Raw genomic sequence first — 11,659 nt, forward strand, 5'->3', positions numbered from 1 at the left:
AGAGCTAGACCGAATATGTTCGAACAAAATCTGACTTCAGAAGCATTGACAGTAACTACAGTTACATCACAAGACCAAATCACGCAGAAGCCACTACGTGACTCAGTTAAAGCATCATTGAAAAATTACCTTGCTCAATTAAACGGTCAAGAAGTCAGCGAGTTATACGAATTAGTATTAGCTGAAGTTGAACAGCCACTACTAGACACTATCATGCAGTACACTCGCGGTAACCAAACTCGCGCAGCAACCATGATGGGTATTAACCGCGGTACTCTTCGCAAGAAACTTAAAAAATACGGCATGAACTAATCGTTCTTTCGTAATTTATTGAATTGAAAGCCAAGCTCATTGTTGAGTTTGGCTTTTTTTTGGCTTGTCGATCCGTGATAGTGGCTGATTACTCTCCAGTGCGACAACAGCGCCCTTTGTCGACGTTTGCGGAATCCAAGGCTGCCAGAATCGAACAATGGCTTGCATCGTCGTCTACGTGGCCGCAACACGCATCATTAATCTTCTTAAGTGCGGTGCGAATCTTAGTTAACTCAGTAATCTTCTCATCAATCATCTCTAGCTTTGCTGAGGTAATCGACTTCACTTCAGCGCAACTGTGCTGTGTGGCCTCGAGGCGAATCTCAAGCAATTCTTTAATCTCGTCCAAACTCAGCCCCAACGCTTTAGATTTGAGAATAAACGTCACCTGTTTCTGGTTATTTTCATCATATAGGCGATAACCCGAGTCACTGCGACTGGCTGGCGCGATCAGGTTATTCTTCTCATAAAATCGCAAGGTATCGGCTGTCACACCGCATCGCTTCGCTAATTCACCGATCTGAAACATGTTTTTTCCTACTGTTTCGTCCATTCCACAATTAACCTTATCGTTACTTTTCAGGCTGAAATGGCACTTTTCATAATTAATTTTGAGATGCCAAACGATTGCGCGAGCTTTTTTGTAATAAATTAGTTAGAATCTGCGCCATCAAATTTGGAGTTGGTTATCTTATAGCTTAATCATAAGACTAACCCAAAAGGTCTTTACCAAAACTGGCCAATATTTTATCTCTTACTGGTATCTAAGATAATCCACGCTAAGAAGATAGAAACAAGTTCTTTTTTGGCAAATATCTTTATTTTAACCCCATGAATTTGAGGAAGATGGAAGCATGAATAACGCTCGTCCAATTCGCCGCGCTCTAATCAGCGTATCAGACAAAACTGGTATCGTTGAATTTGCACAAGCTCTTGCTAACCGTGGTGTAGATATCCTATCTACCGGTGGCACTGCTCGCCTGCTTGCTGAAAAAGGCATCTCTGTTACAGAAGTATCTGACTACACTGGTTTCCCAGAAATGATGGATGGCCGTGTTAAGACTCTGCACCCAAAAGTTCATGGTGGTGTTCTAGGCCGTCGTGGCCAAGATGATGACGTGATGGAAACTCACGGTATCAACCCTATCGATATGGTTGTTGTAAACCTATACCCATTCGCAGAAACCGTTGCTAAAGAAGGTTGTACCCTTGCTGATGCTGTTGAGAACATCGACATCGGCGGCCCTACAATGGTTCGCTCTGCAGCGAAAAACCACAAAGACGTAACGATCGTTGTTAACGCACACGACTACGAGCGCGTTGTCGCTGAAATGGACACGAACGATAAATCTCTAACACTAGAGACTCGCTTCGACCTCGCTATCGCAGCATTCGAGCACACCGCTTCTTACGACGGCATGATCGCAAACTACTTCGGCACTATGGTTCCATCTTACGGTGAGAACAAAGAAGGTGACGAACCTTCTCCTGAAAACAAGAGCAAATTCCCTCGCACGTTCAACCAACAGTTCGAGAAAAAGCAAGACATGCGCTACGGTGAGAACAGCCACCAGGCAGCCGCATTCTACGTTGAAGCAACCCCTGAAGAAGCATCAGTTTCTACAGCTCGCCAGATTCAAGGTAAAGCCCTTTCTTACAACAACATCGCTGACACCGACGCAGCACTTGAGTGTGTGAAAGAGTTCGACCAGCCAGCATGTGTGATCGTTAAGCACGCTAACCCATGTGGTGTTGCACTAGGTGAAGACATCCTAGAAGCTTACGACCGTGCATTCAAAACAGACCCAACGTCTGCATTTGGCGGCATCATCGCTTTCAACCGTGAGCTAGACGCTGCAACAGCAACGGCTATCACTGAGCGTCAATTCGTTGAAGTTATCATTGCACCATCAGTTTCTGCTGAAGCAGTAGCAATCGTAGCGGCTAAGAAAAACCTTCGCCTACTTGAGTGTGGTGAGTGGACAACGAAGACAACTGGCTTTGACGTTAAACGCGTTAACGGTGGTTTGCTAGTTCAAGACCGCGACCAAGGCATGGTGTCTGAAGATGACCTTAAAGTGGTTTCTAAGCGCCAACCTACAGCTGAAGAATTGAAAGATGCTCTATTCTGCTGGAAAGTAGCGAAATACGTTAAATCTAACGCTATCGTTTACTCGAAAGGCGACATGACAATTGGTGTTGGCGCTGGCCAAATGAGCCGCGTTTACTCTGCGAAAATCGCAGGCATCAAAGCTGCAGACGAAGGTCTACAGGTTGAAGGCTGTGTGATGGCATCAGATGCATTCTTCCCATTCCGTGACGGTATCGACGCGGCTGCAGAGGCTGGCATCAAGTGTGTTATCCAACCGGGCGGCTCTATGCGTGATGACGAAGTTATCGCAGCAGCAGACGAACACGGCATGGCGATGATCTTTACGGGCATGCGTCACTTCCGCCACTAGAAAGAAAAGATACGAGAGCGCTTCGCTACGGGAAACGAGAACGCTGCGCTCCGAGATGAGCAACACTATCATTTAGTGTTGCTCAGACATTTTTTAGTTCTACTACTATCAATTTTGATTGAAGGTTTAAAACATGAATGTATTGATTATTGGTGCTGGCGGTCGTGAGCATGCACTAGGTTGGAAAGCAGCACAAAACCCAAACGTTGAAACAGTATTCATCGCTCCAGGTAACGCAGGTACTGCACTTGAGCCAAAACTAGAGAACGTAAACATCGGCGTTGAAGACATCGCTGGTTTAGTCGCGTTTGCTCAAGATAAAAAAATCGAACTGACTATCGTGGGCCCTGAAGCACCATTGGTTATCGGTGTGGTTGATGCATTCCGCGAAGTAGGTTTGCCAATCTTCGGCCCTACTCAAGCTGCAGCACAGCTTGAAGGCTCTAAAGCATTCACTAAAGATTTCCTAGCTCGTCATGACATCCCAACGGGTTACTACGCAAACTTCACTGAGATTGAGCCAGCTATCGCTTACGTACGTGAGCAAGGCGCTCCAATCGTAGTAAAAGCTGACGGTCTTGCGGCGGGTAAAGGCGTTATCGTTGCGATGACCCTTGAAGAAGCTGAAGACGCAATCAAAGATATGCTAGCGGGCAACGCATTTGGCGAAGCTGGCAGCCGCGTGGTTATCGAAGAGTTCCTTGAAGGCGAAGAAGCAAGCTTCATCGTAATGGTTGACGGTTCTAGCGTTCTTCCTATGGCCACCAGCCAAGATCACAAACGTGTTGGCGACAAAGACACTGGGCCTAATACTGGCGGTATGGGTGCTTACTCTCCAGCTCCAGTTGTGACGCCTGAAATCCACAACCGTATCCTTGAGGAAGTTATCTACCCAACGGTACGTGGTATGGATGCAGAAGGCGCACCTTATACGGGTTTCCTTTACGCAGGCCTAATGATCGATGCTGACGGCACACCTAAAGTTATCGAATACAACTGCCGCTTCGGCGATCCAGAGACGCAACCTATCATGATGCGTATGGAGTCAGACCTTGTTGAGCTTTGCCTAATGGCTATCGACGAGAAACTAGACGAAGCAGAATCAAAGTGGGATCCACGCGCTTCTATCGGTGTTGTTCTTGCGGCTGGCGGTTACCCTGCTGACTACGCAAAAGGTGACGTTATTTCACTACCAACAAGCGAAGTTGAAGGCCAAAAGGTTTTCCACGCGGGTACGACAAATAATGAAGCTGGCGACGTTGTGACAAACGGCGGTCGTGTACTTTGTGCAACAGCACTGGGCAATACGGTTTCTGAGGCTCAAGAGCGCGCTTACGCGTTGACGAAGCAAGTTAGCTGGAATGGTATGTTCCACCGCAATGATATTGGTTACCGTGCGATTGCGCGCGAACAAGAGCAGTAAACAATCTTGTTGCTCGCTTACTTTCCAATAACAGTAAGCAAATGACAGCAAGTGAATAACAGAAAAAGGCGCCTCAATAGGCGCCTTTTATTATCTCATTTACACAAGAATCTGTATTTGTACAGACAAATAGGCACTTGGCCTACAGTAGGCCAAATACTCTCAATCCTTTGATTACTCGCTATTCTTTCAACAATGATGGCCTAACGACACAATCATGGCTGTCTTCAGCCAGCATCAGTAACTCTTCCACGCTCATCTTACCCAGTGAATCACTGCCAAGAAACGCCGCATAGCTTTCCACAGACGCCAATCGGTCAATCACGAAGCCTGGCAAGGTCTGGTTAAATTCAATGCGATCAAACTCACCACCAGCGCACGTTTTAAAAGAGCTGCCATTCCAGTAACCCTGAATCAGCCTAAGCCCTTCATCATGCTGCTTCGTTGTGGTCTCTAGAACCGACGTCGCTTCTTTCTGATAGTTTTCAAGCTGCTTGGCTTGGATAGGTAAGATTTTGCTATCAATACGATACTGTTGATACACAGCTTCGCCTGACTTATTGAAACGCACATGGACTCGATAGGGAACCAGCTCATTAGAAGAGTTACGCTGCTCGCCTTCACGAATGAATTCACGAAGCACGCCTTCTGACCAAGCATAATCAGTTTGGTACCAGCCGTAATCGCCGACAGTGACGTAGTCAGCTGAAGTATGAGGTTGTGTTAGCTTGTTTGTAACCCAGTAGAAACTCGTCGCGTCGCCCATGACTTGGCCGCCAGTGTGAGTTTCAAATTGCTCTAGGTTTTTGCGAGGGCTTGTTGAAGAACAGCCAATAAGAAATGTAGATAATAGTGAAACGAGAAGAAATGCTTTTTTCATAAAAACCTGTACCGAGGTGGAATACGACTACCTCGGTACAGTTTAGATTATTTCACTGAATCTTTCAGCGCTTTACCTGCAACAAATGCTGGAACATTTGCAGCAGCGATTTGGATCTCATCACCAGTTTTTGGGTTACGACCAGTGCGAGCTGCACGGTGGTTTACTTTAAAAGTACCAAAACCAATTAGCTGAACTTGATCGCCATCTTTAAGAGCATCTGTAACACCGCCAAGAGTCGCTTCTAGAGCAGCTTTAGCTTGTGCTTTAGAAAGGTCCGCTTTTTCAGCAATAAAGTCGATTAATTGAGTCTTGTTCATTTTAGGTTTCCCTTCTTTGTATTTTTGAATTCAATTCACTCTAAAACATAAATGCCCCATCTGGCAAAGGTTTGTCGTCGATCTTTAGCTCTAATGCCGTAGTTTTAGCCATAATATGAGTAATAACTCACAATTTGTTACTGATTTTATTAAGCAAGCCCTTGTTTAAAAGGGGCTGAGAGCAAAATTAATGATGACCTAGCCACTACTTTTTCACTATAATCCACGCTGAATCGCTGCTAAAGCGTACAATTTAATTTAAGGGCAAACATGCTGCTGCTATCTATTTACGTCTCCATTGCTATTGGAGTTTCTTTCATTTGTTCTGTTTTGGAAGCTGTACTTTTGAGTATTAGTCCGAGCTACATTGCTCAACTAAAACAAAATGGGCACCCTGCAGCAGAGTCTTTAGACAAACTGAAAACAGATATTGACCGCCCGCTTGCGTCAATTTTAACGCTCAACACCATCGCCCATACTATCGGTGCTGCGACAGCAGGTGCACAAGCGGCTGTCGTTTTTGGTAGCCAATGGTTAGGTGTCTTCTCTGCCGTGCTAACGCTAGGTATCTTGGTATTATCTGAGATTGTTCCAAAAACCATTGGTGCAACCTACTGGCGTCAACTTGCCCCTGCTTCGGCAAGCGTGCTGCGCTGGATGGTGTTCTTCCTAACACCGTTTGTCTGGTTCTCAGAACAGATCACCAAACGTCTTGCTCGTGGCCACCAAGCACCAAAAATGCGTGATGAGCTATCTGCAATGGCGATTTTGGCAAAAGAGAGCGGCGAGTTTGCAGAAGGCGAATCAAAAATCCTGAGCAACCTACTGGGTATTCAAGATGTACCCGTGACTCAAATAATGACGCCGCGCCCAGTGGTATTCCGTGTTGATGCGGAAATGAGTGTCAATACCTTCCTAGAACAACATAAAGACACGCCATTCTCACGCCCGCTGGTTTACAGCGAGCAGAGTGACAACATCATCGGTTTTGTTCACCGCTTAGAGCTGTTTAGATTGCAGCAAGCCGGTTGTGGTGAGAAAGCTCTGGGTGAAGTAATGCGCCCTATCCACGTGTTGCTGAACAACATGGGCTTGGCTAAAGCCTTTGACCAGATGATGGCAAACCGCCTGCAACTGTCTTTAGTTGTGGACGAATACGGCACTATTCAGGGCATCATCACCCTAGAAGACATCTTTGAGCACCTAGTGGGCGAAGAGATTGTCGATGAAGCGGATAAGACGACTGATATGCAAGAACTGGCGTTCCAACGCTGGGAGAAGTGGAAAGAGACACACGGTGTTATCGAAAACCGCGATGACGAGGACGAGCTAGAGGAAGAAACTCCAGCAGACAACGACTCTTCAGATGCAAAATCAACGAATGACGACGACGCATCAAAAGACAAAGTGCAGAACGAAGACAAAAAAGACGCTTAATCTCAATTTGATACCGTCAGATACCACAAAGGCTCCCTAGGGAGCCTTTGTTTTTATTCGTACCTTGGTGCAATTGCGAATTATAGCGCAACACCAATGTTACTGACTGGGTCTTCACGCAGTTCGTGGCGTAGGTCTTTGATCAACTCTAAGTCACGCTCAGTCGTTTCACGTAAAGGTCGGAAAATGGCCCACTGAACGTCCCACTCTTCACATACCGCTTCGTTTTCTTTCTGGTTTTCGTTCGTCACTTCTTCAGCGCCTTGAGCAAACTCAAGCTCAGCAACCGTCTTCACCGATTGTTGACTCACTTTAATTACCGCTTCCAACATATGTTCACGGTCAAGCAGACCATGAATTAGCGTTGCTAGGCCTTGGCATGCGTCCATTGCTGGGTAAACACCATAAAAATCAAAATCATCACCGCTAGGGAATAGCTCTTCAACCTTCTCAAGTTGACGCTCAAAGTTCACCTTTGCTGTTTTAACCGTCAGGATTTCCCAAATGCTATCCAAAACATCACGATAGATTCGAGCTTCCGCAAATTCTGTATTCTCACAAAACATGGCATAGTTAGGGTACATACGCTCACATAGACACGCCATAAAGGTAATTTGTTGCCAAGGTTCTAACTTTTCAAGACGAACCTGCAGTGGATTCTGAAGCATAGTCACTCAATAATTGCAGAAAAAGACAGCGAAAGTGTACTTGATAAACCCTGGGGGGAAAAGGTAAGCCGATGAACAATTTTACGAATAAGCTCTATATTCTTACTGAGCATGACGATACCTATACGCAACTGATTCTAAACCAGGATTTACCCGACCTAGAAATCACTCAAAACCCCGAATCAGCACAGATTGTCTTGGCGTCACCACCTCTAATCGCAGAACGCCTCGGCGAGTTTAAAGAGCTAGACTGGGTACAGAGTACCTATGCCGGAATCAATAAACTCACTCAGCCAGATCTGCGTCAGGACTATACGCTAACCAACGTCAAAGGCATCTTTGGTCCGGCTATCGCAGAATACGTATTAGGTTACACAATCAGTCACTGTAGACACTTCTCTCATTACCACCAGCATCAACAACAACGAAACTGGCAGCCACAGCTTTATACTAGCCTAACTGACAAAACTATGGTGATTTTAGGAACAGGTTCAATCGGCAGTCATTTAGCAAAAACCGCGGCGGCTTTTGGTATTCATACCATAGGTGTCAACCGTACCGGCATCCCATCCAAACAAGAAACCTTTAAAGAGACTTTCCACATCAATGAGATAGAGGCTGCCCTTAAGCAGGCCGATATTGTGGTCAACACCTTGCCATCAACCGCTGAAACCTATCAACTGTTGAACCAAACCACGTTAGGTTACTGCTCTAATGTGTTGCTGTTTAATGTCGGTCGAGGGGAAAGCATCGACAATAAAGCCTTGTTGCTCGCCATAAAAAACAGATGGGTAGAACACGCATTTTTAGATGTGTTTGAAAGTGAACCCCTCTCTCAGGAACATCCTTTCTGGAAACTACCGCAAGTCACCATCACTCCACACATCGCTGCACTCAGTGAGCCAAGACAAGTAGTCGAGATCTTCGCAGAGAATTACAAACAGTGGCGAGATGGCTTTACACTTAATCATGTCATCGATTTTGAAAAAGGTTACTGATGTCCTCTTCGTTACTTAAAGAGATTCGACAATGCCGAGCTTGTGAGCCTCACCTATCACACGGTGCTAACCCGGTGATTCAAGCGCATCCAAACGCGCGCTTGCTGATCATAGGTCAAGCGCCGGGTATCAAGGTGCATGAGTCGTCGATCCCTTGGAATGACGCGAGTGGCGAACGATTAAGAGGATGGTTAGGGATAGATAGCGATACTTTTTACGACGAGCAAAAAGTCGCGATTGTGCCTATGGGGTTTTGTTATCCGGGGAAAGGGAAAAGTGGTGATCTTCCACCACGCAAAGAGTGCGCGGAGCTTTGGCATAACAAAGTGCTGCAATCTCTACCCAATATTCAAATGACACTGCTGATTGGCCAGTACGCACAAAACCATTACCTAACAAACAAGACCACCAGCACATTGACCGAAACCGTGCGTGATTGGCAAAGGTGGGCGCCTGAGTTTTTGCCATTACCCCACCCTTCGCCACGCAATAATATCTGGCTCAAGAAGAACCCTTGGTTTGAAAGTGAAGTCACTCCTTATATCAGGAAACACATCTCTGAGCATTTGGCCTACCATGATCCAAATACCTAATTAACTGCACACAACAAGATTAAACCGCCATCAAATGCCAATTTCAGGCAATAAAAAAGCGCTGTTGGTTTCCCAACAGCGCTTTCAATAATCTTACTCAGAATTACTTGTGGTAAGGCTTAGACAATTCGTGAACAGCGTCAACGAATACACCAGCGTTCTCTGGCGGTACATCTAAGTGGATACCGTGGCCTAGGTTAAATACATGACCTGTACCACCGTCGCCGAAGCCTTCAAGGATGCTGCCCACTTCTTCGCGAATACGTTCAGGCTGAGCGTAAAGCATTGAAGGATCCATGTTACCTTGCAGAGCAACTTTGTCGCCGATGCGAGCTTTTGCATCTGCGATGTTGATTGTCCAGTCTAGACCAACCGCATCACAACCTGTTGCTGCGATAGACTCAAGCCACATGCCACCGTTCTTAGTGAACAGAGTAACCGGTACTCGACGACCTTCGTTTTCACGGATTAGGCTATCAACGATTTTGTGCATGTATTGCAGTGAGAATAGGTTGTAGTCACGAGGAGTCAGTACACCACCCCATGTATCAAATACCATTACCGATTGAGCACCCGCTTTAATTTGCGCGTTCAAGTATTCGATAACACTGTCAGCCAGCTTGTCTAGAAGCAGGTGCAGCGTTTGTGGTTCTGCGTACATCATCTTCTTGATCTTAGTGAATGCTTTAGAGCTTCCACCTTCAACCATGTATGTCGCTAGAGTCCATGGGCTACCAGAGAAACCAATCAGTGGCACTTCGCCTTTCAGGTCTTTACGGATCTGACGAACGGCATTCATTACGTATTGAAGCTCGCCTTCTGGATCAGGTAGGCCAATCTTCTCTACGTCAGCTTTACACGTGATAGGACGCTCAAACTTAGGACCTTCACCTGTTTCAAAGTACAAACCTAAGCCCATTGCATCAGGGATAGTTAGGATGTCTGAGAACAAGATTGCCGCATCAAGCGGGAAACGACGTAAAGGTTGAAGTGTTACTTCTGATGCCAGTTCCGCGTTTTTGCACAAAGACATGAAATCGCCCGCTTCAGCGCGCGTTGCTTTGTATTCAGGAAGATAGCGGCCAGCTTGGCGCATCATCCATACCGGTGTGTAATCAACAGGCTGTTTTAAAAGTGCGCGTAAATAGCGATCGTTTTTTAATTCGGTCATTCCGTTAAATTCCAATTCAATCTTGTCTAGTTTTGATGGCAAGTATTCTAACACTGATTGAAGGGTAAAAGCTGTGTGCTTTGCAACCTAGATCAAGTTATTAACTTTTAAATCAATGCTTAATTTGCACCCAATTACGGGAGCATGTTAAAAATTTGTTCGCTAGCGAAAATTACAATTATAACATCTGAGTAGTCACTACTCAGCATCTCATAACGACATCTTACTTACCCCCTCCACTTGTGGAGGGTTTTTTTTAGCTTTTGATCACCCATAGGCCAAATACTATCACAGGCAAATTAGTGCTCTAGTATCTGCTCAGTCACACCATCTTTCATCACGTCATCAACGGTTTTCTCAATCAACTGTCTCGCAATGGTTCCAACAGGAGCAACATCAGGCAGGCTTGTTACGTCAAACCATTGAGCATCCGATAGCTCGCTGTAGTCAGGCTTGAGCGTACCACCAGCATAATCTGCGAGAAAGCCCATCATCATACTCGATGGAAACGCCCATGGCTGGCTGCCAAAATAACGAATATTATCGACATCGATACCCGTTTCTTCTTTGACTTCTCTTGCCACACACTGCTCTAAGGTCTCTCCGACCTCTAGGAAGCCCGCTATCACGGTATACATACCTGTCTTATGTCTTGGGTGCTGCGCAAGCAATATCTTGTTGTCGTTTCGTACAGCGACAATGATGCACGGGAAGATACGAGGATAATGAAGTGTGCGGCAATCTCCACACTGCATCGCCACCTGGTTATGGTTGAGATGATTTCGACCACCACACTGAGGGCAAAAACGCATACTTTGAGTCATATGCCCATATTGGATGGCTTTGCTTGCAGTCAAGAAACTCACTTCAGGCCAGTGCAGTAACTCTCTTAGGCTGACCATGCTCAGCTCATTCTCCACATCACAATCGTTGAGCCAATACACCTTGCGACCTTGATGCTGACCAATACAGATTGCATGCTCCACACTCAGCCCAAGCTCTTCAGCAGAGCCAAACGGAAACTGATCATTATTAACCCAAATATCACTACCAGAAACGACGCACCAATAAGCTTGCTCTGTCATTTTGTTATCACTTTTTTTAAACATCCCTATGCCTCATTGCTTGCAGTTCGTTCATTTTACTGGCAATCTAATTTCATACTAGAGTTGTAGCAGAGAATATTTCAAGCTATTACTTTTAGTAGCTACCAATAAAACGGACCCTGCTTAGGCAATTACTTGATCACAAGGTTGTGATCAGATCATGAGGACATGGTCATGCTAAATAAATTCAAACAAATACAAGAACAATGGGGTGGCTCTAATGAGGTCATCGATCATTGGCTCGAAACTCGACAGTCTCTAATCGTTGAATATTGTAAGCTAGGTGCCT

13 protein-coding genes are annotated in these 11,659 nt (G+C 45.6%); 7 read left to right on the forward strand and 6 right to left on the reverse strand.

Annotated features, from left to right (window positions below; genetic code table 11):
• Positions 1–15: 15 nt before the first annotated feature.
• Positions 16–312, forward strand: a complete 297-nt coding sequence (gene fis / locus AB6E54_RS15485) for a DNA-binding transcriptional regulator Fis (RefSeq protein ID WP_004729744.1) — start codon at positions 16–18, stop codon at positions 310–312.
• 88 nt (positions 313–400) lie between these two features.
• Here the strand turns inward: fis and zntR are convergent, their stop codons facing one another.
• Positions 401–841, reverse strand: a complete 441-nt coding sequence (gene zntR / locus AB6E54_RS15490; RefSeq protein WP_017062704.1) for a Zn(2+)-responsive transcriptional regulator — start codon at positions 839–841, stop codon at positions 401–403.
• 325 nt (positions 842–1,166) lie between these two features.
• Here zntR and purH point away from each other — a divergent pair, with 325 nt between their 5' ends.
• Complete coding sequence (purH, locus tag AB6E54_RS15495) at positions 1,167–2,774, forward strand: bifunctional phosphoribosylaminoimidazolecarboxamide formyltransferase/IMP cyclohydrolase (protein WP_372107242.1); 1,608 nt, start codon at positions 1,167–1,169, stop codon at positions 2,772–2,774.
• Between the two features lie 133 nt (positions 2,775–2,907).
• Positions 2,908–4,197 carry a phosphoribosylamine--glycine ligase gene (purD, locus tag AB6E54_RS15500; protein ID WP_146492398.1) on the forward strand — a complete coding sequence of 430 codons (1,290 nt, stop codon included), beginning with the start codon at positions 2,908–2,910 and terminating at the stop codon, positions 4,195–4,197.
• 181 nt (positions 4,198–4,378) lie between these two features.
• Here the strand turns inward: purD and AB6E54_RS15505 are convergent, their stop codons facing one another.
• Together AB6E54_RS15505 and hupA are read right to left on the reverse strand one after the other, a co-directional pair.
• Positions 4,379–5,077, reverse strand: coding sequence for a DUF1481 domain-containing protein (locus AB6E54_RS15505; RefSeq protein ID WP_017063655.1), 699 nt, complete (start codon positions 5,075–5,077; stop codon positions 4,379–4,381).
• Between the two features lie 47 nt (positions 5,078–5,124).
• On the reverse strand, positions 5,125–5,397 hold the full coding sequence (gene hupA / locus AB6E54_RS15510; RefSeq protein WP_004729753.1) for a nucleoid-associated protein HU-alpha: 273 nt from the start codon (positions 5,395–5,397) through the stop codon (positions 5,125–5,127).
• Positions 5,398–5,667: 270 nt separating this feature from the next.
• Between hupA and AB6E54_RS15515 the strand changes: the two genes are divergently transcribed.
• Positions 5,668–6,834, forward strand: coding sequence for a CNNM domain-containing protein (locus AB6E54_RS15515; RefSeq protein ID WP_017068860.1), 1,167 nt, complete (start codon positions 5,668–5,670; stop codon positions 6,832–6,834).
• 80 nt (positions 6,835–6,914) lie between these two features.
• On the opposite strand, the gene AB6E54_RS15520 is transcribed toward AB6E54_RS15515, so the two are convergent.
• A complete protein-coding gene (locus tag AB6E54_RS15520) occupies positions 6,915–7,502 on the reverse strand; it encodes a YjaG family protein (RefSeq protein WP_017062699.1) in 588 nt (195 codons plus the stop codon).
• Between the two features lie 71 nt (positions 7,503–7,573).
• Here AB6E54_RS15520 and AB6E54_RS15525 point away from each other — a divergent pair, with 71 nt between their 5' ends.
• Together AB6E54_RS15525 and AB6E54_RS15530 are read left to right on the forward strand one after the other, a co-directional pair.
• Positions 7,574–8,500, forward strand: coding sequence for a D-2-hydroxyacid dehydrogenase (locus AB6E54_RS15525; protein ID WP_372107244.1), 927 nt, complete (start codon positions 7,574–7,576; stop codon positions 8,498–8,500).
• Positions 8,500–9,093: a uracil-DNA glycosylase family protein gene (locus tag AB6E54_RS15530; RefSeq protein WP_137001876.1), complete on the forward strand. Its 594-nt coding sequence runs from the start codon at positions 8,500–8,502 to the stop codon at positions 9,091–9,093. The genes AB6E54_RS15525 and AB6E54_RS15530 overlap by 1 nt, the downstream gene beginning before the upstream one ends.
• A 103-nt stretch (positions 9,094–9,196) precedes the next feature.
• On the opposite strand, the gene hemE is transcribed toward AB6E54_RS15530, so the two are convergent.
• A complete protein-coding gene (hemE, locus tag AB6E54_RS15535; protein ID WP_372107246.1) occupies positions 9,197–10,264 on the reverse strand; it encodes a uroporphyrinogen decarboxylase in 1,068 nt (355 codons plus the stop codon).
• 299 nt (positions 10,265–10,563) lie between these two features.
• Complete coding sequence (gene nudC / locus AB6E54_RS15540) at positions 10,564–11,373, reverse strand: NAD(+) diphosphatase (RefSeq protein WP_371724702.1); 810 nt, start codon at positions 11,371–11,373, stop codon at positions 10,564–10,566.
• 165 nt (positions 11,374–11,538) lie between these two features.
• Here nudC and AB6E54_RS15545 point away from each other — a divergent pair.
• A partial coding sequence (locus AB6E54_RS15545; RefSeq protein WP_372168939.1) for an Rsd/AlgQ family anti-sigma factor occupies positions 11,539–11,659 on the forward strand: 121 nt, incomplete at its 3' end.

Source organism: Vibrio sp. 10N.247.311.49, assembly GCF_041467655.1.
Taxonomy (GTDB): domain Bacteria; phylum Pseudomonadota; class Gammaproteobacteria; order Enterobacterales; family Vibrionaceae; genus Vibrio; species Vibrio crassostreae_C.

What these genes read in the sequence shown, in the direction of transcription:
- purH (WP_372107242.1), top strand. Translation starts at nt 1,167, where the DNA reads ATGAATAACGCTCGTCCAATTCGCCGCGCTCTAATCAGCGTATCAGAC.
- AB6E54_RS15525 (WP_372107244.1), top strand. Translation starts at nt 7,574, where the DNA reads ATGAACAATTTTACGAATAAGCTCTATATTCTTACTGAGCATGACGAT.
- purD (WP_146492398.1), top strand. Translation starts at nt 2,908, where the DNA reads ATGAATGTATTGATTATTGGTGCTGGCGGTCGTGAGCATGCACTAGGT.
- nudC (WP_371724702.1), bottom strand. Translation starts at nt 11,373, where the DNA reads ATGTTTAAAAAAAGTGATAACAAAATGACAGAGCAAGCTTATTGGTGC.
- zntR (WP_017062704.1), bottom strand. Translation starts at nt 841, where the DNA reads ATGTTTCAGATCGGTGAATTAGCGAAGCGATGCGGTGTGACAGCCGAT.
- AB6E54_RS15520 (WP_017062699.1), bottom strand. Translation starts at nt 7,502, where the DNA reads ATGCTTCAGAATCCACTGCAGGTTCGTCTTGAAAAGTTAGAACCTTGG.
- hupA (WP_004729753.1), bottom strand. Translation starts at nt 5,397, where the DNA reads ATGAACAAGACTCAATTAATCGACTTTATTGCTGAAAAAGCGGACCTT.
- AB6E54_RS15505 (WP_017063655.1), bottom strand. Translation starts at nt 5,077, where the DNA reads ATGAAAAAAGCATTTCTTCTCGTTTCACTATTATCTACATTTCTTATT.
- AB6E54_RS15530 (WP_137001876.1), top strand. Translation starts at nt 8,500, where the DNA reads ATGTCCTCTTCGTTACTTAAAGAGATTCGACAATGCCGAGCTTGTGAG.
- AB6E54_RS15515 (WP_017068860.1), top strand. Translation starts at nt 5,668, where the DNA reads ATGCTGCTGCTATCTATTTACGTCTCCATTGCTATTGGAGTTTCTTTC.
- hemE (WP_372107246.1), bottom strand. Translation starts at nt 10,264, where the DNA reads ATGACCGAATTAAAAAACGATCGCTATTTACGCGCACTTTTAAAACAG.
- fis (WP_004729744.1), top strand. Translation starts at nt 16, where the DNA reads ATGTTCGAACAAAATCTGACTTCAGAAGCATTGACAGTAACTACAGTT.